Genomic DNA, 25,106 nt, shown 5'->3' with positions numbered 1-25,106 from the left:
GCAGCCAAAGCTTGGGCCTCACATTACCCGAACTTGGTTAAAGTATTAATTAATTTATGGGTTTATTATCCATACAAAGTATTAAACAAAGGACACAAAACAGCAGGCTGTGCTCCTTCGTCGCTAAGTTTAGCCTGCTATTTTGTGCCGTTTATTACGGCGTTATGTTTTGCGAGAGTAGCCATTGAATTTAGGAAGTTGGGATAGCGCCATAATTAGAAGTTTATTTATCTCAAGTATCTTTTTGCCTCTAGTTGCCATTTTGAATTCAGGCAACCTGCAATTTTCTGATATTTTGGGGTTGTTTGTTTCTTTTCTACTTTATATTGGCGTTTTTCTCCTAATTTCAATTTTGGGTTGGTTATTTATTGGTTTTCCTTCTCATTGGGTAATATGTAAATTTACCAACAAAAGCTATTTGTTTTATGCCTTATTTCCTAGTGTTTTTATCTGTCTAAGCTTCTACTTTAATGGACAGTGGATGTTAGGTGTTATCGCTTTAATACAGGCTTTACTATTTCGTCGTTTTGTTTTTAAAATCAAAACATAACAAAAACATCATGGTGGGAATTTTACTCGCTGAAAAAGCGTTCCTAAAATCCCCATATGTTAAGCGTTGCCATCGTCCGCAAATAGCACAAAGCCGTCCATCTCCTGGCTCTCACACTTAACTCCCGAGTTATAAAACACTCAAAACTGATATTTTGCTTTGTAAAAGTAATCTTTAGTTTCAACAACGCGGTAAGTTGGGTTGTTTGTAATAAATTCATCATTTTTATCGGATGGCGTGGCTTCGCCACTTATCCGACCTACGTCATACAGTAACGTCAAAATGTAGATTGGTTAAGCCGAAGGCTCCACCCAACAGAGTATCGATTCACGCCTTAAAGGTCAGCTTTTTGCACTCAGCTAATAGTCGGTATCAAGCGATAACCGGCAATTCAGGAGATTTGCCGTCAGCTAAGTAATACTAAGAGGATACTTTTCCCTTTACTACATGACTAAATAGCCCACCCAAAGCATAATATATATAACTAGCAATAACTTATGCTTTTTGCTATTAATAGAAGCTTATAAAATAAGGACGTTTTCACGCTAAAATAGGCAAAGTGTCCTCTGATAAAGATGTTAGCTTGACGATGAAACTTTCTCTGATATTTTTTACATTACTTTTTAGTACTGCGGTTAGTGCGCAACAAGAACTTTCAGGAAACTGGGAGGGCTTTTATTCTGGTTCCACAAACGCTATCGGTGCAATTAATATAAACATCAATTCTTCAGGTTGTTTTGTAGAAATGGAAGACATCTCAAATGTCACCAAGCTTCCTTTTCCATGCGAGTCTTTACGCTTGATAAATGGTATTTTCTCTTTTACCACTAGGAGAAGCTTCTCAGAAGGTAAAGATTGGGTGGAAACTCGCTATCAACTTGCGCTATTACCCCACTTTGCAGATAACAAAGTTCCTAGAACACTTATTGGTACTTGGTTACAGGGAATGGTTAAAGTGGGTCAAACTAACTTCGTAGCACTTAATTCAGGCACGTTAAAGGTAAAAGAGAGACTTGCAGATTAGCAAAGCTAACAAATTAAGTCGCCCGCTGCGCGGGCTGGGAGAAAATACGGTCGCTGCTTCGCATTTTAAAAGTGAGGGGCTTTCAATTAGAGTAAAGGATGTATTAATGAGATTTATCGTAGGAATTGTTTTTTTACTGGCATTGAGTGGTTGTATGAACCCCGCAGCCACAGGCCCTAAATTTTCGGGTCTTATGCACACAAATCAAGATCAAGCTTTGGTTTACTTTTACCGGCCTTTGGCTGATGACGGTGGAACTGTTTGTTTAAATGTTGTTGTAAGTAAGATAGAAAAAGGCTGTTTAGGAACGAAAGGTTTTCTTGGGTTTTATCTTGCGCCAGGTACTCATACAGTACAAATAAAACCAGATGCTTTTCCTGTCCACACGCTTTTAGAATTCGAAGTAACTATTGCCTCAAATGACAGACGTTTGTTTCGGTATTCGATTGCAAATTCGAGCAACGTACCAAAAGACAATCTTGTTTCCAGATACACGATGGGTGGAACTGTTTTTGTTCAAGAGGTTTCTTTTAGTTTAGTGCAGCAACAGCTTTCCGATTTGAATGAGTCAGTTGGCTTTTAACAAGTTGCTAAACGTCAGCTATATGTTGCACAATCCGTCCTTCTCTTGGCTCTCACACTTAACTCCCAAGTTATAAAATCTTAGTCAAAACTGATATTTTGCTTTAAAAAGTAATCTTTAGTTTTAACAACGTGGTAAGTCGAGTTGTTTGTATTAAATTCATCATTTTTATCGGATGGCGTGGCTTCACCACTTATCCGAACTATGTCATACAGTAACGTCAAAAGGTAGGTTGGTTAAGCTGAAGGCGCCACCCAACAAGAGTATCGATTCACGCCTTGAAGGTCAGCTATGGCACTTACCTGCCCATAATAGTCACATCACTCCCACCGGCACTCGCGCATATTCACTTTGTCGTTTTTAAATAATACACCTTCTGATAATAAGTTTTCACGTTGTTCTTGGTATTTTTCGCTACCTTCAGGAAATGATATTTTACCTTGGCTATTCACTACCCTGTGCCAAGGTATAACCGAGTCGTTTGGCATCATTTTTAATAAGCGCCCCACCAATCGTGAGTTTTGCGGATAGCCCGCAAGAGCTGCAACTTGCCCGTAGCTTGCCACTTTACCTATTGGTATGCCTGCGATAACAGTATAAATAAGTGTTTCTTTATCAATATCAGCGTTCATTTAAATACGCCTCACTAAGTACTTTAAATTGCTCCCAAATAGTACGCGCTACAGGGCCGTGGTGCATTGCATGTTGCCTAAAGGCTCTAATTTGCGCGCTAAACTTATGCTCTCGGTCAGTTATGTGTATTTCTTGAAGTAAGCCAGCTTTTATTTCAGAGTCGCAGTGCTCTAGGCTCATCATTGCCCAACCAGCACCTGAGAGTAAAAACGATTTTAAGGTCGATACATCATCAATTTTCATCATGGCGGAGCCTTTTGAGTACGATAGCCTGTCGCTGTCGATACTCAAGTCACTTTCAAACATGGCTAAACACGGATACGTTTGCAGTTCGCTATAGGTGAGTTTTTGAGGAAGTACGCCCTTAGCGCTCACAATGCCAATAGCAAGCTTACCAATTGGTACACTTTCTAAATCGCCTGTTGCATGAAATAAGTCAAACCACGGGCCAATGCCTAATTCGGCTTGCCCACTGTTTACTTGCTCTAATGAAATAAAGCGTTTTCCGCTTGTTAAGCTAAATTCGGTGCTAGTAAACAACCTAAAAGTATTACTTATGATCTCATTGTAACTTTGCATATGGCACAGTTGTTCGTAACAAATTCTAAATTGAGGCTCATTGCCTAATGCTAATTCTTCAGCAAGTTGTGCCAGCTCGTCGTTGGCATGCAGGAGCTGCTTCGCTTCGCGGTGAAAAATACGCCCTTTTTCAGTGAGCTGTAATCGGTATTTACTTCTGTCTAGTAACTCAAATCCTATTTTAGCTTCTAAATTTTTAATGGCGAGAGTAAGCGCGGGCTGCGTTTTATGTAGCTTTAGTGCTGCTCCGCTTAAGCTTGCGCTTTGCACTATGGCATCTAAAATTATTAATTGATTCAGCTTCATATACCGCTCTGCAACATTATAAGTAAAACTTATTGAGTTTCTAAAATTTAATGATTTTTATTTTATATGTTTGCAGCGTATGCTGCACTTAATTATTTTGCCATCATTGCAACGGAGAAGACATGAAACTCTTTCGTCTATGTTTATTAACAACGACCTTACTTAGCTTAATAGCCTGTTCTGAGCCAGAACAACAAGTTAAAGAAGAGCCTATTCGCCCTGTTAAATTATTCAACATAGGTCATGATACGCAAATTAACATTCGTAGTTTTCCTGCTGAAGTTGTTGCAAACCAAGGCTCTTACCTTGCTTTTAGGGTAAATGGCGAACTTGTTAAGTTTCCTGTGCTTGCTGGTGAACACGTTGAAAAAGGTGATTTATTAGCAAAACTAGACCCAGAAGATTTTCAGTTACAGTTTGACGAACGTAAAGCACGCTTTGAATTGGCAAAATCACAACTTGGCCGAATTGAGCAATTGTTTGAGAAAAAAATCACCAGCCAATCAGAATTAGATGAAGCCACTGCTAATATGCAAATTGCTGAGTCTGCATTTAAAATTGCACAAACAAACCTTGAGTACAGCGAGCTACGCGCGCCATTTTCAGGCACTGTCGCTAAGGTGTTTGTTAAAAACTTTGAAAATATTCAAGCAAAGCAAAATATATTACGCTTAGAAACACGCGATTTAATGGACGTAGAAATTCAGGTTCCTGAAAAAATAGTCGCTCGTTTTAAAAAAGGCACCGATTACCACCCTACTGTAAAGTTTGATGGCTTTGACAACAAAGAATACATACTTGATATTAAAGAGTGGGATACCCAAGCAGATCCTGCAACACTTACTTATAAGGTTGTATTTTCGCTACCAGTACCTGAGGACTTTAATTTACTCGCCGGTATGACGGGTAGCGTGCTTATTGATTTAAGTAAAGTAACGCGCTCGCAAGTTGCTTACACAATCTTACCTATCGAGTCGGTGTTTTCTGAGCCGCAAGAATCAATTGAAGATAACGCCTACGTATGGCTTTTTGATTCAAAAACTAGCCAAGTGCATAAACAAGCTGTAAAGGTTGGCCAGTTACACCGCGATGGTATTGAAGTGTTAAGTGGTATTAAAGAAGGCCAAATTGTAGTTTCAGCCGGTGTGCATTCACTAAAAGAAGGCATGAAAGTAAGAGCATGGAATAAAGAGCGAGGCTTATAATTATGAGCTTTGCACAACTCTCCATAGAGAAAAAAGTAATCAGTTGGATGTTTACGCTGCTGCTATTAATTGGCGGTAGTGTTTCGTACTTTGATTTAGGGCAACTAGAAGACCCTGAGTTCACGCTTAAAAAAGCCATGGTTATTACCATGTACCCTGGCGCTTCGCCGCAGCAAGTTGAAGAAGAAGTTACTTTTCCGATTGAAAACGCGATTCAGCAACTCCCTTATGTTGATTACGTTACCTCTATTTCATCTAACGGTAAATCGCAAATTTCAGTAGAGATGAAAAGCAATTATCGTAAAGAGCAGCTTCGCCAAATTTGGGATGAAATGCGCCGTAAAATTAACGACCTTTCTCCGTCGTTACCCAGTGGTGTTTACCCAAGTACAATTTTGGATGACTTTGCCGATGTGTACGGTGTTATGTATTCGGTAACCGGCGATGGCTACTCGTATGACGAGCTTAAAGATTACGTCGATTTTTTAAAGCGTGAGCTGGTATTGGTTAAAGGCGTTAGTAAAGTAACCGTTGCGGGGCAACAACAAGCGCAAGTAATGGTTGAAGTTTCTACGCGTAAGCTTGCTCAATTAGGTATTGCGCCAAGCCATATATTCCAGTTATTGCAATCGCAAAACACCGTATCTAACGCAGGTAAAATTCGTGTGGGCGATGAGTCAATTCGCTTGCACCCTACTGGCGAATTTAAAGATGTAAAAGAGCTCGAAACCTTATTAATTTCAAAATCAGGGGCCAATGAGCTTATTTATTTAGGCGATGTAGCAAAGGTTTACAGAGAGTACGCAGAAGTACCAAATAACATTATTCGTTATAACTCTCAGCAAGCTTTACTTATTGGCGTGTCGTTTATGTCGGGTGTTAACGTGGTTGATGTGGGTAAAAACATAGACGAGCATTTAGCATCACTTGAATATCAACGCCCTCATGGTATTCACATAAATTCGGTATACAACCAACCACAAGAGGTCCAAAAATCGGTTGATGGTTTTATTATCAGCTTACTTGAAGCCATTGCGATTGTTATTGTTGTACTGCTGTTATTTATGGGCTTAAAAAGCGGCATTTTAATTGGTGGTATTTTACTGCTTACCGTACTGGGTACGTTTATATTTATGAAGTTGTTTGCTATCGACTTGCAACGTATATCGCTTGGAGCACTTATTATTGCTCTTGGTATGCTAGTTGATAACGCCATAGTCGTCACCGAAGGCATACTTATAAACCTTAAACGTGGCCAAACAAAACTAAAAGCGGCTGTTAACATTGTTGAGCAAACAAAATGGCCCTTACTTGGAGCTACAGTAATTGCAGTCACTGCCTTTGCGCCAATTGGTTTAAGCTCTGATGCCAGTGGTGAATTTGCCGGTAGCTTGTTTTGGGTGTTGTTTATTTCGCTTTTATTAAGCTGGATAACAGCCATAACATTAACGCCATTTTTTGCCAATTTAATGTTTAAAGAAAACGAATTTAAAAATGAAGAAGGCCAAGAAGATGAAGACCCGTACAAAGGTTTTATTTTTAATGGTTATAAAGCGATTTTAGATTTAGCGCTGCACTTTAGAAAAACCACGCTTATATTAATGGTTGTTTTGCTGTGTACTGCGGTTGTTGGTTTTGGCTCTGTAAAACAGTCGTTTTTCCCTGCCTCTAATACACCTATGTTTTATGTAGATTATTGGCAAGAGCAAGGCTCTGATATTCGCTCAACCCTTGAGGGCGTTAAAAAACTTGAAGAGTTTTTGCAAAAAGAAGACCTTGTTGAAGAAGTGACAAGTACTACAGGCCAAGGTGCACCGCGCTTTATGCTTACCTACGCGCCTGAAAAATCATACCCCGCGTATGGGCAATTAATTATTCGTGTTGCCGACAGAGAAGCCGTAGCAACTGTAATGCAAACAGTGCGTGATTACTCAAGCAATCATGCACTCTCTGCACAGCTTAAAATTAAACCGATGGAAATTGGCCCTTCTACTGATGCAAAAATAGAAGCGCGTTTTTCGGGCCCTGATCCTGTTATTTTAAGACAACTCGCCGCTAAAGCCGAAGAGCTGATTGGTGAAGACGAAGGTGCATATAATATTCGTGATGACTGGCGCGCACGTACCAAAATGATTCGCCCGCAGTTTAACGAGCAAAAAGCACGTCGATTAGGTATTAGTAAATCAGACTTAGATAATGTGTTGCTAACGAGCTTATCGGGTAAACAAGTGGGCGTATATCGCGATGGCACGCAGTTGCTGCCTATTATTGCTCGCTCTCCTGCTAACGAGCGCTTAAACGTAGAAAGCGTACACGACCTTCAAATATACAGCCCAGTTCTTGGTGTATTTATACCAGTGACTCAAGTTGTAGACGAATTTGATGTGCAGTGGGAAGACAGCCTAATAATGCGCCGCGATCGCAAACGAACTATTACAGTAATGGCCGATCACAATGTATTAGGGGACGAAACACCCGCTAAATTATTTGCACGTATTCGCGGCCCAATAGAGAACATGGAACTACCACGTGGTTACCAACTAGAATGGGGCGGCGAGTTTGAGTCATCAAGCAAGGCGCAAAAAGCAATATTTGGCTCATTACCACTGGGCTATTTAGCTATGTTTGCAGTAACCGTACTACTTTTCAACTCGCTTAAACAGCCGCTTGTAATTTGGGCAACTGTACCCTTGGCTATTATTGGTGTAAGCGCGGGCTTACTAGCGATGAATGCTCCGTTTAGCTTTATGGGGCTACTTGGTTTGTTAAGCTTAAGCGGTATGCTAATTAAAAACGGTATTGTATTAGTTGATCAAATAAACCTTGAATTAAGGGAAGGTAAATCGTCCTATGAAGCCGTGTTTGACTCTGGTGTGAGCCGTGTACGACCAGTTGCAATGGCAGCTATAACTACTATTTTGGGTATGATCCCGCTGTTATTTGACGTGTTCTTCCAGTCAATGGCGGTAACAATTATGTTTGGTTTGGGCTTTGCTACAATTTTGACTCTAATTGTAGTGCCGGTACTGTACACCGTGATATTTAGAATTGATTACGAGCCTCGTAAGTAGTTAAACATATAATTGGTTAACATTAAAAAATGCCACAGGTTCAAAATCCTGTGGCATTTTTATTTAATACCGATAAAAAAAGAAAGGCTACATATTTAGTTGTTAAGAAACTAACCGCAACACTTTTTATATTTTTTGCCACTACCACATACACAAGGTGCGTTACGCTCTGGTACTTTATCAAATACTTGTGGTTTGGATTTACTAAGCGCAAAGTCTAGTTCGCGAATATCTTCTGGTACGTCTGCTTTAACTTCAATTGAAGCAAACAGCGAATGCTCTTCTAGTATGGCTTCTATTTCTGATTGTCGTTCAGCTGAGTTTACAATTAGCGTTAACGGGTGTAACTCTGTGCCTACCTTTGCGGTACGATTTGGCGCAAATCCATTACTGTTATTTTTACCCATTATGTCGGGCTTACCCATAAAGAAAAATTTTGACATGTTACTTCTATAACCTTTCTGCATTATTAAGACGGCGCATCTTAACAGCTTACCCAACATATAACTAAGGTGTACTTGCTAATGCACAATATAAATCAAGCTTTAGCGTATATACGCCAAATATAGCGACATAATGAGGCCATTTAATGGATTTAGGCAAAATTTGAATTCGAAATATAGTAAAATTATACTAACTAGACTCAATGGCGTTTTAATAACTAACTCAATATTATGGAAAAGCCTTGGAAAAGTTTAAAATTGCAGTACTAATAGCGGGCAGCCTTTTTATACTTTTTGGTTATTTACGTTTTATAACTGACGATAATGGTAACGTGAACTTAAACAACTACCGATTTACAGGTGGTTTACCGCTTGTGATTTCAGGCATGGTTGATGGCACACGCGATCTAGGGCGTGTTGATCTTTATGGATTGAAATTTGTTCAATCTAGGGGCGATTTAATCGCGGCGCGAGGTTTGTAACCTAGTGGGCTAAGTAAAAACTGAGCAACAAAGAGTTAATCGTCCCTAGAAAGAACCCAAAGGGCAGCGCATGTTTGGTCTTTATGCTGCGTTATCGCCAATTTATGGGGAATAACCACACTACATAGGCTCCGCCTTGCCTAAAAATCAAACACGCTGCTGCAAAATCAATCACGAAAGGTCAACACGCCCTAATTAAGCGCCTGCGCTCTAAAAACGCATTATCGGCGATTGCAATTTATTTAGGTATACTCTTATTTTACATTGGTTTTAGCATTTAAGCGCTAATCTGGGCTTTATACAAGCAGCATTTTATAAGTGAATCTCTGTGACCTTTAAACAACTATTCAATAGCGCTCTACTACTTATAGCAACGGCTCCCCCACTGGCTTTACTTACATGGGATGAACAAGCCGATCCCGCTTTTATCCCCAACGGTATATACGACACTTTAACGTTTACGTTATTTCCTATAATGACGATAGTCCTGTCGGTAATTTTATTTAGGCACTTATATAAAAAATATAATAGTAACTTTGAATTTAAACATACGGTCAAAGATTATATTAATGTGCATGGGAAGTTCCGCAGCGCATTTATACCACTGTTTTTGCCTATTTTAATTTACTTATGGTTGTGGACGTCGGTATGTATTTCAGTCAAGTTACTTGCCAATAAATACAGCAACAATATATGGCAGCAAGAATATCAATTACTCGAAGTAGGTACTTGCCCAACTGATTATGAATACAGTTGCGCAAAACTGACTGTACTGGATTTAAAAAGCTATAAAAAGCACACTTTTAGATGGTATTTAGATAAAGGTAGATTGGTGGGTTTGCAAAATAACAACGTAAACTTAGTGGGCGTTAAAAGCCCACTTGGTAAAATAGTACAAGAAATACAGTGGTAGTAGAATACCACTTAGCTGCACATTATTTTTTTAGGCTGAGAATACGGCCTGAGCTTGGTTTTGAGTCTGATTTAGCATTAGACGATTTGTTTTCTTTAATGCTTTTTGGCTTACCCACATACGTTGTAGAACGCTTTTGGTAAGGAGTATTAGTTCGCTCATTTTTGCGCTCTCCGTTAGCATTGCTACGCTCAGAGTTACGATTTGTATTTCGCTCATTACTACGCTCACTATTTCGATCACCATTATTAAAGCGTCGTGGGTTTTCGCCCTGAAAATCACGTTTTTTAGGTGCTAAAGGTGCATTATTTTCTGATTGCTTATTAGCATCAAGCGAGTGCTCTTGGGTTTTACCTGAGTCAGAAATCGAATCGTTTATTTGCGCCATTTCAATATCTGATAGGTGACGCCACTGCCCTACTTTTAAACCTTTAAGTGTTACGTTCATTATGCGCGTACGCTTTAAGGTTACAACTTCGTAGCCCAAATACTCACACATGCGGCGTATTTGACGGTTTAAGCCTTGGGTAAGTACTATTTTAAATTCTTTGGGGCCGCTTTGTGTTACTTTACATTCTTTAGTGACGGTATCTAAAATAGGCACACCATTCGCCATTTTTGTAACAAACTGACGATTAAGCGGTTTATCTACCGTAACAACGTATTCTTTTTCGTGATTATTGCCAGCACGCAAAATTTTATTAACGATGTCGCCTTCGTTGGTTAAAAATATAAGCCCTTCAGACGGTCTATCTAAGCGCCCTATTGGGAATATGCGCGTTGGATAGTTAACTGCTCGTATAATATTACTTTGAATTTTACTTTCGGTAGTACACGTTATGCCAACGGGTTTATTGTAGGCAATGTAAACGCGCTTCGGCGTGGCTTTAAGAGGCTTACCATCAATTAATACAACATCGGTAGCGGCAACTTTTACGCCCATTTCTGGCGAGTAGCCATTAACGCTGACACGACCTTGCTCAATATATTTATCGGCTTCGCGGCGTGAACAAAATCCTGTTTCACTAATAAATTTATTTAAACGTTTTAATTCGGTCATGGCACTTATAGCGTAGTAATTTTTAAGGCGAGTAGTGTAAACCACCCACACTATTTTTTCGCCCCTAATTTACTATTTATAGGTGTTTAAGCATTAATTTTTGCTTTCGTTAATTTACGCCATACACATTCAAGCGGGCCTTGATTAAAATAGCGGCTGTATAAAAAGGTAAATATGAGCTGCAGCGCAACTAATGCCGATGCAACTAACCAATAGTCAATACGATCAAAACTGAGCACCCAATGCGTAAATAGCACTTTATATAACAATAATTGCACGAGAGTTTGGCTAATATATAAAGTAAATGCTAAGCGCCCTGATTGTTGAATAAGTGTGCCAACGTGTGCGCTGTTACTGCAAAATTTAACAATTAGATGAATATACAGCGTAGCCATACCCAGGGCTGCAAACATATTTACAAACTCTTGCACCCCATACCCTAAGCTGCCATTAAGCTGTGATGCATAAAGCCTGATTCCACAAAAAACAAGGGTCATTACACCGCAAACTATTAATTGCTGAGTCGTTAAGCCTTTACTAAAAACGTCTTGTTTATATAAATAAATGCCAATGAGCATAAGGCCCACGCACATCCACATTGTCATTATTGGCACCATAACAAGCATCAATGTGTTCATAGCGAGGTTACTAATAAAGTAATCAATATAGTGTGGGTTATATAAATCTATAAACTGTGCTGAATCGCGGTAAATCACTTCATCGGGTACGCTAGATACTATAAGAAAAGTAGCTACCCCCGATAACAAAATAAACTCAAGTCCTCTTTTTAAAAGTACGCTGTTATCACTCTCTAGATATTTAATAACAAACCAGCCAGATACACCGTAAACAAATAAAATATCACCTGCCCAAAGTAAAAAACCATGTGCTAACCCAAAGAGGATTAACCAATAAAGTCTGCTTTTTAACTGCAATTCAGACTTATAACGTTGCCACTGAATGTAAAGCCCGGCACCAAAAAGCAAACTAAACAGCGTTCTAAAACGCCCGTCTACAAACACGCTGCTAAAGGTATGAATAATTGAGTCGCTAACAGGAGGATTAGTTAAGGAGGTATATCCGTATTCAAAAAGGCCGAAGGCGTAAGCATTCATGTAAACTAGGCCAAGCACGGCAACGCCGCGAATAAAGTCCATATTATAATTGCGCATTAAAGCTATTATCCGTTAAATATTGTTCTTATAACTGTCAGCCCAATCGACCGACTGCTGGTAAAGTGGAGGTAGTATAGCACTATCTATATTTAGCAAAAGTACAGCTTGCTCAAGTGCCCACCAGCTTCCTGTTTCGTATGCTTTAATAACATTTAAAATATAATACAGTGTGTTTTTGTCCCCTAATAATGCCGTTTTTATTTCATCAGGAAAAGGTAGCTTTTCTACAAGCAAGCTCATGGGTTGATCAAGGATTGCATCGAGCAACGAAAATAACCCAGTTAAAAATGCTTCGCCTGACTGGCTCTTATTAACCTTTTTTGCCAAAAGCTCACAAAAACGAGCACGTACAACACACACTTGCATTAGCTCTGCAGGTTTTTTACCTGCGGTATGAGCAGTAACAATAAGGCTGACAAACTTTTTAAGGCGTTCATGCCCTAAATACACAAGCGCTTGCTTTAATGACGATATCTGGCTTTGTATAGGAAAAACGCCACTGTTAATTAAACGCAGCAATTTATATGCAAGTGCAGCATCAAGCTCAAATAGTCCAGATATAGTTTTTATATCTGGACTTGTTTTCATTATTTCGGCGTAAATAGCGACAACTAAACCATAGTTATAGTCAATGTCGTTTTGTTTTATCATGATGGGTTTTGCAAAAAAATAACCTTGAAAATAATCAAACCCCATATCAAAGGCTAGCTTATAGTCATCTTGTGTTTCTATTTTTTCGGCAAGTATTTTTATTTGTTTATGCGTTTGTAACTTATTAATTATGGGTTGTATTTCACTAAGAGGTGTAATTGCAATATCAAATTTAATGAGCTTCACAAGCTTTAAAAAACGGTCCCACTGTGGTTTATACACAAAGTCATCGAGTGCGAGCTTATAGTTACTGTGAAATAAGCCTCGGCATAGTTCATAGTTGTCGTCGGTAGGCTCAATGCTTTCGAGCAACTCAATAACAACATCTTGGCATGGTAAAAAAGCACATAAATCGAGTTTTAATGATTCAGGCCCTATATTAATAAGTGCCTTTTTGCCTGATGTAATATGACGTGTACCTAAATTTAATTGATTTTCCATAATAAGCCTTGCTGTTGCTTGGCCTTCGGCAATATCTGGAAAATAATTTTTAGGACTATCACGAAAAAGTAGCTCATAGGCTACTACTTTTTTACTTCGATTGAATATTGCTTGCCTTGCAACAAATACAGACACATTACCTACTTCTTAGTTTTTATATAATACTAAGTAATTAAACCCTAAGCAGGCACAATTGTCACTAAACTTTGCAATACAGTAACGATTTACCGGTATAAGGTTGTTATATAATCAGCTGCCACTTGCGGCCACGAAAAACGCATTTGCTCTGCGCTGTGCTTAATTTTATGCCACTTTTTAGGATTCTGCTTTTTAATTAAGAGAGTTTCGTCTAAACAGCTAATTAAATTACTCGTTTGTGTTGCTAACGTGTCGCCATTAAAGCTAAAACCATTTTCATGATGTTTTACCGTGTCTTTTAATCCGCCAACACTGTGTACTAAACAGGGTTGTCCGGCACGCATTGCTAGCATTTGGCTAATGCCACAAGGTTCAAACGAGCTTGGCATTAAAAATAAGTCACCTAGTTGATACATTAAATCGCCAACACCTTGACCATAACCCTTCAAAAATAAAAGATTAGAATTTCGCGCCATTGCTTTGGTAACTATGCTTTCGAGTTCTTTGTCACCCGAACCTAAAACAATGAGTCTGCCGTTATATTCATTAATAACTTGGCACACTTTATCAATAGCTAATACTCCATTAACCTGCTGGCACAATAACAACACTTTTTGCTCTGTAAGTCGGCCAACGCTTGTGACTAATGGGCCATTATTAATCGTTGCTTTAAATTGCTGTAGTCGTTGGTGGGCAATATAGTAGCCGCTTTGTAACTGCTCGCTATTTGCCATCCAAGTAAATAAAGTGTTCTCGGCTTGGCTATAAAAATCGGCGAGAGTTGCTCCTTCAAGTGCATTGCTTGGATATTCGCAGCCATTTAAAATACCGACAAGCTTTCCTTGGCTTGCTGCATTTTGCAGATCTTGCTCAAGCCCTTCGCCACCAAAAAAACCATGCTCGTAATTACTAGGTTCAAGAACCTCTTGGCTGTAGGTTGGTGATACAACATGTATTTTATCGCACAGATTTATTGCACTGCGCATAGGGTTAAAGCAATGCGGATAACGAGGGTCACATAGTTGCTGGCCATTATAACTAAGTGACGGAAACCATGCCTCTAAGCTTGAATCATCATGTTTAAAGGGTCTTATACCTTGCAGTGCAATATTATGCACTGTGTAGGCAATGGGTAAGGTATTAAGTGAGCTATAACGTGGCTCAAACTTAAGTAAAACTGCAACGCAGGCGCTGTGCCAATCATGTAAATGTAGCGCTGTAGGGCGCTTTAATACACCTTGTAATAATGCTTCGCAGACGGCTGCATTAAATAAAGCAAATTTAGTCGCATCAGTTGCAAAAGGCCTCCCCGGTGCATCGTTACAATATACACTGCCTGATTCACTAAATAGCGGGTGGCTAATAACAATTTGGCTTACATTATTTTGGGCTTGTTGTACTTTAAAAACTGTTAATACATGCGGTTGAGCATTAAATGCAACGGTTACTTCACCTATATAAATACGCTCAAGCGGCTCAAACCCGTAGTCAGGAATAACAACGTCAACCGTTATACCTTGCTTTGCGAGCGCCCTTGGGGCATCGCGTACTACATCTGCCACACCGCCTACTTTTGCGCCTGGTAACGCGTCATTTTCTGCTGCAACCATTAATACATGCATTAATTTACTACTTCCTTTAAACCTGTGTGGGCTTGCTCATGAATGAGCAAGCTTTGTTGTCGTGCTTAATATTTAACTTATTGTTACGCTAGCTTTTTATTCTCACGCGCTTGGCGCTCTAACTTTTTTGCAAGCTCAGTGAGCATATCACGAGTAACAAGAACGATGCCTTTCTTAGATACCCTAAAGCCGTTTTCTTCATCTGTTTTAGGGTCAAAGCCTATTTCAAGGCCTGCAGGTATTTCACAGCTTCGGTCTATTATCGCACGCTTAATTTTACAGCCTCGGTTTATAACTGCACCGGGTAAAATTACCGACTGCTCAATGGTACAAAATGAGCGAACATGCACATTAGAAAACAAGAGGGATTTTCTAACTGCGGAGCCCGAAATAATACACCCACCCGACACGGTTGAGTCCAAGGCCATACCGCGTCTATCATCGTCATCAAAAATAAACTTAGCAGGTGGTAGCTGCTCTTGATATGTCCATATTGGCCACGTTGGGTCGTATAAGTCGAGTTGTGGTTCTGGCATTACCAGTTCCATATTAGCCTCCCAGAACGAATCTAGTGTACCTACATCACGCCAATAAGGTTGCCCTTCTTGATTTGGATCTCTAAATGGGAACGCAAATACATTATGCTCTTCTATAATCGCGGGGATAATATCGTGACCAAAATCTCGGCCAGAACCTTCATTTTCAGAATCTTTCTTAAGTTGCTCAAACAAAAATTCAGTATTAAAAATGTAGTTTCCCATTGATGCTAAACATGTACCTGGCTTGCCAGGTACAGAACTCGGCATTGCTGGTTTTTCATCAAAACGGCACACTCTATTTTCTTCATCAACGGTCATTACACCAAATGTGTCTGCAGCTTCTTCAACAGGCACTTCAATACAACATACCGTCATATCAGCCCCTTTTTGCACATGTTCAGCCAATAAAGCGCCATAGTCCATGCGGTACACATGATCTCCAGACAAAATCATCACATATTTAGGGAGTTCGTGGCGAATAATATCTATGTTTTGAAAAACAGCATCGGCGGTGCCACAGTACCAATCATCACCTTGGCGCTGAGATGCAGGTAGTATTTCAACCGACTCACCCAGCTCTTTTTTAAAGTGGCCCCAAGCTCGATTTACATGTCGTATTAATGAATGCGACTTATATTGTGTGGCAATACCAACGCGTCTCACACCCGAGTTAATGCAGTTTGATAGTGGAAAATCGATAATTCGATGTTTACCACCAAAGTAAACTGCTGGCTTTGCTCGCCAATCGGTTAGCTCATGCAGGCGAGAACCGCGTCCGCCTGCCAGTATTAACGCGTAAGTTTCTCTGGTTAGGCTACTTATGTAGCGATTTGCATAATTAGGCATAATACTCTCTCCATTTAGTCTAGGCTGTTAGTGGCATGGCTTTTAGTTGTCGTTAAGTCTGTTTCACTAATATTGAGGGGTTCTAAATGCCAAATGTCTTCACTGTATTGGCTTATGGTTCTATCACTTGAAAACATTCCACTGGCTGCCGTATTTAAAATACTCATTTGTGTCCAGTAGGTTTGATCTGCGTAAGCTTTATCAACTTCTTTTTGAGCTGCTACATAACTTTCAAAATCGTGCGCAACAAGCCATGGATCGTGCGGGCTCTTAATTGCATTTGTTATATCGTCAAATAAGCATGGTTCAAACAAGTTAAAATGGCCGCTTTCGAGTAAGTGCATTACATTATTTAAATCGCTATTTTGTGCGATTAAGTGCTCAGGATTGTAACGCGATTTAATATCATCAATTTGATGCGCTTGTGCCCCAAACAAAAAGAAGTTGTCTGCACCAACGGCATCTCTAATTTCAATGTTTGCACCATCGAGCGTGCCTATCGTCAATGCACCATTCATCATAAACTTCATGTTGCCAGTACCCGACGCTTCTTTGCCTGCAGTAGATACTTGCTCTGACAAATCGGTTGCAGGGCAAATAACTTCCATAGCGGTTACGTTGTAATTAGGTAAAAAGGCGACGCGTAAATACGGGGCTGCTAACGGATCTTTATTTATAACCTCTGCCACGTTATTAATAAGCTTAATAATTTTTTTAGCCATGTAATAACCCGGTGCCGCTTTACCACCTAATAAAACACAGCGAGGAACAAGCCCTTGGGTATCACCACGGCGAATACGGTCATATAAATGAATCACATGAAGTATGTTTAATAGCTGACGTTTGTATTCATGAATACGCTTTACTTGTACGTCAAACATCATCGATACGTCAAAATCAACATCGCAGCGCGCTTTAACTAAATCAACTAAACGCTGTTTGTTTTCGCGTTTAGCATTTTGCCATTGCCCATGAAATGATTTGTCATCGTAAAAACGACGTAGGTCGCTAATTGTTGAAAAGTTCTTAACCCAGTCATGACCAATTTTTTCGCTGATTAATTTACTTAAAACAGGATTACAATGTGCAAGCCAACGTCTTGGTGTAACACCATTTGTTTTGTTATTAAACTTATCAGGCCACAGCGCGTAAAACTCTTTAAATAGGCCCGCTTTTAACAGTTCGGTATGCAGTGCTGCCACGCCATTTACAGAGTAACTACCTACAATGGCTAAGTAAGCCATACGAATTTGCGGCTCATCGCCCTCTTCAATCAACGACAATGCACGCTGTTTATTAACATCACCCGGCCATTGCTGTGCAACTTGTGCTAAAAAGCGTGCGTTTATCTCGTAAACTATTTCTAAAATGCGTGGTAATAATTTTGAAAACAACGAAACAGACCACTTTTCAAGCGCTTCAGGAAGTAGCGTATGATTTGTGTAGGCCATCGTTTTGGTGGTGATTTGCCACGCATCGTTCCAATCAAGTTCGTAATCATCAATTAAAATACGCATCAGCTCTGCAACAGCAATACTTGGGTGCGTGTCGTTTAACTGAAAAACATGAAAGTCAGCAAAGTCGCTAAAGCTCTCGCCATGTTGGGAAACCCACTGATCAACTACGTCTTGAATACTCGCAGATGATAAAAAGTATTGTTGGCGCAATCTAAGCTCTTTACCATTTTCGCTGCTGTCGTTTGGATACAGCACCATGGTAATTTGTTCAGCTAGGTTTTTTTGTGCGACGGCTTCTGAGTAACTGCCTGCATTAAATTCGGTCAAATTAAATTCATCTGTCGCTTCTGATTTCCATAAGCGTAGCGTATTTACAATATTGTTTTTATAACCTGGGACAGGGACATCGTAAGGTACAGCTAATACATCTTGTGAACTCATCCATTGGCGATGCTCTCGGCCAAATTTATCTGTGTAACTTTGCACATAACCGCCAAATTTCACACGTTTTGCATGCTCTGGCGCGCTTAGCTCCCATGGGTGCCCTTCGCGCAGCCAGTTATCTGGTTGCTCAATTTGGTTGCCATCTTTAATGGATTGGTTAAACATGCCGTATTCGTAACGAAGACCATAACCAATTACCGGTAACGCAAGACTTGCACAGCTATCTAAAAAACAAGCAGCTAGGCGGCCTAAACCACCATTACCTAGGCCTGCGTCGTGCTCGGCATCTTCAAGCGTTTCTACTGTTGTGCAGTATTCTTGTAATGCAGCAGCAACTTGGTCGTCTAAATCTAGGTTTAGTATTGCATTACCCAGCGCACGTCCCATTAAAAATTCAAGAGAAAGGTAAGCCGTTTTGCGGCGTTTCTCTTGCTTAATTTGTTGATTCGTTTCTCTGCAGCGGGCAACAAGCCTGTCGCGAATAGTCAGCGCTAAAGCATGGTATAAATACAGTCTTGATTCGCCGACCTTATCGCGACCTAGGGTATAATAAAAATGCCGTGTTAAGTCATCTTTAAGCGTACTTTCATCTATAACAGGACCTTCTTGCCAGCCCTTTACTACACACACTTGTTCACTTTGTTTAGCCATGACTTACATCCTCTAAATTAGCACTAAAAACCCAACTACTTTGTGCTGAAATTTCAACCATCGCATCTTCATTACTACTCACAGATGCATTATTTACACTTGATAAAACCATTTGCCACGGCGCATTAATAGGCGAAGGCGGCATTTGGCAAAAAACTGTTTTTTTACTGGCATTAAATACCATCAGTAATGCATGATTGTTTTGCTTATCAAGTAAGCTATACATTAAAAACTGTCTGGTATCTTCATGCCAATGAGCGTCGGTCATGGTTTTACCTTGTTCGGTAAACCACTTAACGGTAAAACGCTCGTCTATATCATCTAAAAATACACTGTGTTTGAACGCACTGTGCGCGCGTCTAATTTTTAAAGCATCATCAATAAATCGTGTTAGCGAATGATTAAGTTGAGAATCTTTCCAGGCAAGCCAGCTAGTGCGATTATTTTGGCAATAAGCATTGTTATTACCCCCTTGAGAGTGCGCCATTTCGCTGCCAGCGGCAATCATGGGAACACCTTTTGAGAGTATTAAAGTAAGTAAAAAGTTCTTTTGTTGTTGCAAACGCAGTGCGTTTATTTTTGAGTCACTGGTAAAGCCTTCTACTCCACAGTTGAACGAATGATTTGCGCTGTGTCCATCTCTGCTTTGCTCACCATTAGCTTCGTTATGCTTTTCCTCATAACTCACTAAATCGGCAAGCGTGAAACCATCATGACTCGTTATAAAGTTAATGCTATTAAGTGGTCCACGCTGGCTGTGCTCAAAAATATCAAACGATCCATGCAAACGTTTTGCAACGTTGGCAATAATGCCCATTTCACTTTGCCAAAAACGTCTAATTACATCGCGGTATTGATCGTTCCATTCTCGCCATGGCGGCGGAAATGCACCCAACTGATAGCCACCAGGACCTATATCCCAAGGCTCACTTATTAACTTAACCTTATTAAGCACAGGGTCTTGAGCTACCACTTGTAAAAAAGTATGTGCAGAGCTAAAGCCTGCTTTTGAGCGCCCTAAAATCGTCGCTAAATCAAACCTAAAACCATCAACCCCCATTACCTCAACCCAATAACGAAGGCTATCAAGAACAAGTTGTAGTGTTTTAGGGTGATCAATATTTATAGTATTTCCACAGCCGGTATCGTTTATATATACATTAGGCTGACCCTCTACTGTGCGGTAATACGCTAAGTTATCAAAGCCTCTTAGCGATAATATTGGGCCATCGGCCCCTGCCTCTGCTGTATGGTTATAAACAACGTCTAAAATAACTTCTATGTCGGCAGCATGAAGCTCGCGCACCATTTGCTTAAACTCGTTTATATCGTCGTTTACCAAATAGTCTTTATGGGGGGTAAAAAAGTTAAGCGTGTTATAACCCCAATAGTTTTGCAGCCCTTTTCCTGTTAAAAATTGCTCACTAATAAAAGAATGAACAGGTAAAAGCTCAACTGCTGTAACGCCAAAGCTTTGTAAGTGCTCAATAAAGCTTGGGTGGCTTAACCCTAAAAACTTCCCTTGTAGAGATTTAGGTATTTTAGGATGACGACACGTTGTTCCCTTAACATGGCACTCGTAAATAACCGTGTTTGACCAAAGGTGGTTTGGCTTTTTATGCGCGTACAACGTAGGAGCAGCTACTTTTGATTTAGGTATATCAATCGCATTATTTACGGTGCTTTTAGTACCAATTGGCATTTGCCCATAATGGCGTTCACTCCATGTGAACTCACCAAACAAGTCCTTTGCATATGGATCTATAAGTAGCTTATTTTCGTTAAACAGTTGGCCATTTTTAGGGTTATATTCACCCTCGACTCTAAAACCATAAAGTGCGCCGGCGTTTAATGGCGAAATATGAATACTCCAAATGCCACCTTCGTTAATATTCATCGCCATTTTTAGGATTTCTGAATGGCCACTTTTATCAAACAAACACACATAAGCTTGGCTTGCACCTGGCGCATAAAGCGCGAAGTTAACTCCATTATTGATAACACTAGAGCCTAGCGGTTCTACATTACCGGGGGCTACATCAAATCGGTTACTCATCATCAACCTTTTGTAAGTAAATAGTTGTTAAGCCACCAATGGCAATTGAAATACTGTGTTTAAAGCCATGATTTGATTCATTTGTAGCGTGAACTATCTGCGATGAATCTTTAGTTACCTCAACGCCAGAGCCAAAAAACTGAGTATTGTCTGTATTTAAGATAACCTTGTAACGCCCTTTACTCGGTACGCCAATAGCATAGTTTTCATATGACGCGGGGGTAAAATTAGCAATAACAACCACAAAGTCTTTTGCGTTTTTAGCATAGCGGACAAAACTTAAAATACTCTGCTGATTATTATTGTTATCTATCCAGGTAAAGCCAGCCGCACTCGAATCTAACTCATACAACGCGGGTTGGTTTTTATAAACGGTATTTAGCGCTTTTACGGTCTGCTTTATACCGTTATGACTTTGGTGCTCAAGTAAATGCCAATCGATAGAATGATCGTGCCCCCACTCTTTTCTCTGAGCAATTTCACCGCCCATAAACAAGAGTTTTTTACCCGGGTGTGCCCACATAAATGCGTAGTAAGCGCGTAAATTTGCAAATTTCTGCCAATCATCGCCTGGCATTTTTTCAATTAACGAGCCTTTACCGTGTACTACTTCATCGTGGCTTAATGGCAATATATAGTTTTCGCTAAAAGCGTATACCATCGAAAAAGTCATTTCGTGATGATGATGCTGACGATAAAGAGGGTCGTGCTGCATGTAATGCAAACTATCGTTCATCCAACCCATATTCCACTTATAGCCAAAGCCTAAACCGTTGTGCTCAACACTTTGGGTGACACCCGGCCACGCTGTTGACTCCTCAGCCACCATCATAATGCCGGGGTTGTTTTTATAACTGCGCATATTGACTTGCTTTAGACACTCAATTGCACCTAAGTTTTCGCGCCCGCCATAACAATTGGCAACCCACTCGCCTTCTTTTCGGCTGTAATCTAAATACAACATAGAGGCTACGGCATCTACACGCAGACCATCTAATCCAAATTGATGTAACCAATACATAGCATTTGAAATCAAAAAGCTTTTAACTTCAGGGCGGTCGTAGTTATAAATGTAGGTATTCCAATCAGGATGAAAACCTTGGCGCTTATCGGCATGCTCATATAAATGAGTGCCATCAAATCGGTGCAAACCATGCGGATCACTAGGAAAATGACCTGGTACCCAATCAAGTAAAATACCCAAATTCGCTTTATGGCACTGCTCTACAAAGTATTTAAAGCTGTTGTAGTCGCCAAAACGGCTAGTAGGAGCAAATAAACCAACAGGCTGATACCCCCACGAACCATCAAACGGGTATTCACTTATTGGCATAAGTTGTAAGTGAGTAAAATTCATTTCAAGGGCGTAGCTAACGAGTTTGTCAGCAAGCTCTGTGTAACTTAAATAACGGTTGTTTTCAGCGCGTTGCCATGAGCCTAAATGCACTTCATAAATACTAATTGGCGCATCAATATGATTGCGTTTTTGCCTGTTTTGAAGTGCCTTTTCGCCAAGCTTTATAGGTTCCGGTTTATACTGCAGAACACTTGCAGTATCAGGTGCTTGTTGCATTTTAAAGGCATAGGGGTCGGCTTTTTCGAGTACTTCTCCACTTTGCGCGGTAATTGCAAATTTGTAGCACATGTCGGCTTTAAGACCCGGTACAAATAACTCCCATACACCACTTGCAGGATGAAAACGCATAAAGTGGCGATTAGCTTGCCAAAAATTAAACTCACCAATAATAGAAACACTTGCTGCATTGGGTGCCCATACACAAAAGCGCACACCCTCTACGTTTTGTTGAGTACTAAAATGTGCACCAAAATGAGAGTAAGCATGTTCAAGGCTGCCTTCGTTAAATAAATACATTGCCTCTGCATCAAGTGTGCTTTCAAAACTATATTCATCATAAAAGGTAATGCTGCTATTTGTGTACTTAGCAATGCATTGATAAGGCGCGGTGGGTAGAGCATCAACTTTAGCTATAAATAAGTCACTTTGTTGGTAGCGCTGCGCCTCAATGCTTTTATTATTTAATGTAACACTTACGTTTATTGCACAAGGTAAGTAAAGACGGATTTCAACTTCGGCATCTGTTTTATGTGCCCCTAAAAAGCTAAATGGGTCTTTAAATCGTCCTGTATTTAATGCATGTACTTGTGCATCATAGCTATTTTCATCTACTGAGCTGTCCTGTGCTGACGATTTTTTATTAATTGTACTGCTCATTTAACTTTTCCTTATTGAATCGATAGCAGCTAAAAGTGAGCCATTTTTAGTAAATATTTCTTCACTGGTATGCGTTAATACACGTCGCCAATTAGGATATTCTTTATCTGTCCCGGGGATATTAACCGGGTATTTCTGCTCATCTAAATCGTCTATTTGAATTGCAAATAGACGCGATTGAGAACCTGCCAAACACAATGCTAGTGCGTTATATACTTCGACTGAATTACTATCTAATAAAAGCTCGGTTGTATTGGTATGGCGATTAATAAATCGTAGTATCCTATGCTGCTCTTCTATTCGTTGTTGCTTTAATTGCTCGTATTCACTGCAAGTTATAAGCTTGTATTGTTGCTTAATATTTAAATCAGCATGCTGCCACCAACCTGTAAAAGGCGGTACATCATGATTGGCTATCATTAACAAACACTGTGCTGCTAGCTCATCTGTCGCTAAAAACTCTCCACTGTGTTGTTTTTCAAAATAAAATAAGCTGTTAGAAAATATACCGCTTGAAGCTAGAGCCTGCCTTACCTCTGGCGGCACAACGCCTAAATCTTCTCCAATAACAATACTCTGATTAATATGTGATTCAATTTTTAAAATGGCGAGTAAGTGCTCAAACGGGTAGTAAACATAACAGCCACCTTGTTCGCCATTATTTTCAAAGCACCACCATAAGCGCCTAATAGCCATTACGTGGTCAATTCTAAGTCCACCTACATTTTGCATATTTGCGCGAATGAGCGAGCGATAATATTGGTAGTGATTATTACTAAGACTTCGAGGATTTAGTGCTGGAAGCCCCCAATTTTGGCCAGCTTCGGCCCATGGATCAGGTGGAGCACCTACACTTGCACCTTGGCTAAACAGTGGCTTTTGATTTTTAAATTCACCCCCATCACCCGCACAGCCAACGGCTAAGTCGTTAATTAAGCCAATTGCCATACCTAGCTCTGCACAACTTTTTTGACACAATGCCAATTGCATATGCGCTTGCCACTGCAAGTAATAATCAAATGTTAAGTTATCTGATTCGAGGGTCTTTAACGTAGTTGAATGAGTATCACAAAAATCTGTAAATGCACGGCGACGCTCATCACTTGCCGTTAATTCAAACTGATTATAAAGCGCTTCAAATAACGCATACTTTATACGGCTTACATTTTCATAATCTATAAATTGATCATTACTTTTTATAAGTGTGATTACATCGTCTCGTTGCATGAGATCATGTAAAACTGCGTTATTTTGTGCGTCTTCGCTTAATACTATAGAAATATAAAGAGGGTTTAATAAAGCCCGGCTATTAGGGCTATAAGGGCTGGCTCGCTCTGGCATATCAGCAAATAACAAATGCAGTGGATTAAGTAATATGTAATCCATATTTTGCGAGCTGCATAATTTTGTAAGCGTTAGTAAATCGTCAAAGTCGCCAATACCTAAATGAGCTTTATTTTTTAATGTGTAAAGCTGAATAGATAACCCAGTGCGCTTTTTGTCTTCAACTTGGTAAACTTGCTCAGGTACATACCAAAGTTGCGTAATTGCATGCTGTTCACCTACTTGAACCTGTGCTTCATGGTAACCTATTGGCATCGTTTCTAAAGGCAGTGCAAGCTCAATATAGCGAACGCCATGTAAATAATATTCACCTGTAACCGCCAAATTATAAAGGTTCTCAAGAACTATATTCATCCCAAGAGAAGGAACATTAATATTAGCGGCTAAATACTGCTGACGTTCATCTATACGAAGCTTTAAAACACATGTTTTTTGCTCAACTAAGCTCACACTGGGTACTAAATCCAGCCAAAGCGATGCATCTAAATCATAAGTTAGTTGAGTTATTTCAGCTTCGTTATTTGTATCAACACCACAACATTGCAAAGCACGTTTACGCGTGTCTTCACTAAAAAACACTTGTTCACCTGTATACTTAGTGAATTCAAAGCCAATACCATGCAGATAAAACAACTGCGAAAGAGCATCCATTGAATCGCC

The 25,106-nt window shown here is 39.9% G+C and carries 19 protein-coding genes; 7 read left to right on the top strand and 12 right to left on the bottom strand.

Annotation, left to right across the window (positions count from 1 at the left end; genetic code table 11):
* From I6E80_RS20410 to I6E80_RS04845, 3 genes are all read left to right on the top strand, one after another.
* On the top strand, positions 1-207 hold a 207-nt coding region (locus tag I6E80_RS20410), incomplete at its 5' end, for a hypothetical protein (protein ID WP_231616715.1).
* Positions 208-1,133: 926 nt separating this feature from the next.
* Positions 1,134-1,574 (top strand): hypothetical protein, encoded by a 441-nt coding sequence (locus I6E80_RS04850; protein ID WP_197184952.1) that lies wholly within the window; start codon positions 1,134-1,136, stop codon positions 1,572-1,574.
* Positions 1,564-2,157 carry a hypothetical protein gene (locus I6E80_RS04845; RefSeq protein WP_197184951.1) on the top strand — a complete coding sequence of 198 codons (594 nt, stop codon included), beginning with the start codon at positions 1,564-1,566 and terminating at the stop codon, positions 2,155-2,157. The genes I6E80_RS04850 and I6E80_RS04845 overlap by 11 nt, the downstream gene beginning before the upstream one ends.
* A 320-nt stretch (positions 2,158-2,477) precedes the next feature.
* Here I6E80_RS04845 and I6E80_RS04840 read toward each other — a convergent pair whose 3' ends face one another.
* Both I6E80_RS04840 and I6E80_RS04835 read right to left on the bottom strand, forming a co-directional pair.
* On the bottom strand, positions 2,478-2,789 hold the full coding sequence (locus I6E80_RS04840) for an MGMT family protein (RefSeq protein WP_197184950.1): 312 nt from the start codon (positions 2,787-2,789) through the stop codon (positions 2,478-2,480).
* A complete protein-coding gene (locus I6E80_RS04835) occupies positions 2,779-3,675 on the bottom strand; it encodes a LysR family transcriptional regulator (RefSeq protein ID WP_076924743.1) in 897 nt (298 codons plus the stop codon). The genes I6E80_RS04840 and I6E80_RS04835 overlap by 11 nt, the downstream gene beginning before the upstream one ends.
* A gap of 122 nt (positions 3,676-3,797) precedes the next feature.
* Here I6E80_RS04835 and I6E80_RS04830 point away from each other — a divergent pair, with 122 nt between their 5' ends.
* Together I6E80_RS04830 and I6E80_RS04825 are read left to right on the top strand one after the other, a co-directional pair.
* Positions 3,798-4,880, top strand: a complete 1,083-nt coding sequence (locus tag I6E80_RS04830; RefSeq protein WP_197184949.1) for an efflux RND transporter periplasmic adaptor subunit — start codon at positions 3,798-3,800, stop codon at positions 4,878-4,880.
* 2 nt (positions 4,881-4,882) lie between these two features.
* Positions 4,883-7,951, top strand: a complete 3,069-nt coding sequence (locus I6E80_RS04825; RefSeq protein WP_197184948.1) for an efflux RND transporter permease subunit — start codon at positions 4,883-4,885, stop codon at positions 7,949-7,951.
* 110 nt (positions 7,952-8,061) lie between these two features.
* Here I6E80_RS04825 and I6E80_RS04820 read toward each other — a convergent pair whose 3' ends face one another.
* Entirely contained in the window at positions 8,062-8,394 is a 333-nt protein-coding gene (locus I6E80_RS04820; RefSeq protein WP_197184947.1) for a PBPRA1643 family SWIM/SEC-C metal-binding motif protein, read from the bottom strand.
* Positions 8,395-8,636: 242 nt separating this feature from the next.
* Between I6E80_RS04820 and I6E80_RS04815 the strand changes: the two genes are divergently transcribed.
* The gene (locus tag I6E80_RS04815) at positions 8,637-8,876 is read left to right on the top strand and encodes a MetJ regulator of methionine regulon (RefSeq protein WP_231616714.1); all 240 of its coding nucleotides are present in this window, start codon (positions 8,637-8,639) and stop codon (positions 8,874-8,876) included.
* A gap of 328 nt (positions 8,877-9,204) precedes the next feature.
* Positions 9,205-9,789, top strand: a complete 585-nt coding sequence (locus I6E80_RS04810) for a hypothetical protein (protein WP_197184946.1) — start codon at positions 9,205-9,207, stop codon at positions 9,787-9,789.
* A gap of 22 nt (positions 9,790-9,811) precedes the next feature.
* Here I6E80_RS04810 and rluF read toward each other — a convergent pair whose 3' ends face one another.
* From rluF to malQ, 9 genes are all read right to left on the bottom strand, one after another.
* Positions 9,812-10,849 carry a 23S rRNA pseudouridine(2604) synthase RluF gene (gene rluF / locus I6E80_RS04805; RefSeq protein WP_076924787.1) on the bottom strand — a complete coding sequence of 346 codons (1,038 nt, stop codon included), beginning with the start codon at positions 10,847-10,849 and terminating at the stop codon, positions 9,812-9,814.
* An 86-nt stretch (positions 10,850-10,935) separates the two neighbouring features.
* The gene (locus I6E80_RS04800) at positions 10,936-12,006 is read right to left on the bottom strand and encodes a DUF418 domain-containing protein (RefSeq protein ID WP_197184965.1); all 1,071 of its coding nucleotides are present in this window, start codon (positions 12,004-12,006) and stop codon (positions 10,936-10,938) included.
* A gap of 30 nt (positions 12,007-12,036) precedes the next feature.
* Complete coding sequence (locus I6E80_RS04795) at positions 12,037-13,251, bottom strand: HDOD domain-containing protein (RefSeq protein WP_197184945.1); 1,215 nt, start codon at positions 13,249-13,251, stop codon at positions 12,037-12,039.
* A gap of 89 nt (positions 13,252-13,340) precedes the next feature.
* Complete coding sequence (locus I6E80_RS04790) at positions 13,341-14,876, bottom strand: glycogen synthase (RefSeq protein WP_197184944.1); 1,536 nt, start codon at positions 14,874-14,876, stop codon at positions 13,341-13,343.
* A gap of 83 nt (positions 14,877-14,959) precedes the next feature.
* The gene (gene glgC, locus I6E80_RS04785; RefSeq protein WP_024598134.1) at positions 14,960-16,261 is read right to left on the bottom strand and encodes a glucose-1-phosphate adenylyltransferase; all 1,302 of its coding nucleotides are present in this window, start codon (positions 16,259-16,261) and stop codon (positions 14,960-14,962) included.
* Positions 16,262-16,275: 14 nt separating this feature from the next.
* A complete protein-coding gene (locus tag I6E80_RS04780) occupies positions 16,276-18,813 on the bottom strand; it encodes a glycogen/starch/alpha-glucan phosphorylase (RefSeq protein ID WP_197184943.1) in 2,538 nt (845 codons plus the stop codon).
* Entirely contained in the window at positions 18,806-20,869 is a 2,064-nt protein-coding gene (gene glgX / locus I6E80_RS04775) for a glycogen debranching protein GlgX (RefSeq protein ID WP_197184942.1), read from the bottom strand. Before glgX ends, I6E80_RS04780 begins: the two co-directional genes overlap by 8 nt.
* On the bottom strand, positions 20,862-23,102 hold the full coding sequence (glgB, locus tag I6E80_RS04770; protein WP_197184941.1) for a 1,4-alpha-glucan branching protein GlgB: 2,241 nt from the start codon (positions 23,100-23,102) through the stop codon (positions 20,862-20,864). Before glgB ends, glgX begins: the two co-directional genes overlap by 8 nt.
* Positions 23,103-25,097, bottom strand: coding sequence for a 4-alpha-glucanotransferase (gene malQ, locus I6E80_RS04765; RefSeq protein WP_197184940.1), 1,995 nt, complete (start codon positions 25,095-25,097; stop codon positions 23,103-23,105).
* Between the last annotated feature and the right edge of the window lie 9 nt (positions 25,098-25,106).

The sequence above is a fragment of the Pseudoalteromonas sp. NSLLW218 genome (assembly GCF_015864775.1).
GTDB lineage: Bacteria > Pseudomonadota > Gammaproteobacteria > Enterobacterales > Alteromonadaceae > Pseudoalteromonas.
Note: the sequence above shows the minus strand (reverse complement) of the source record. Positions and strands in the feature narration are given on the sequence as shown.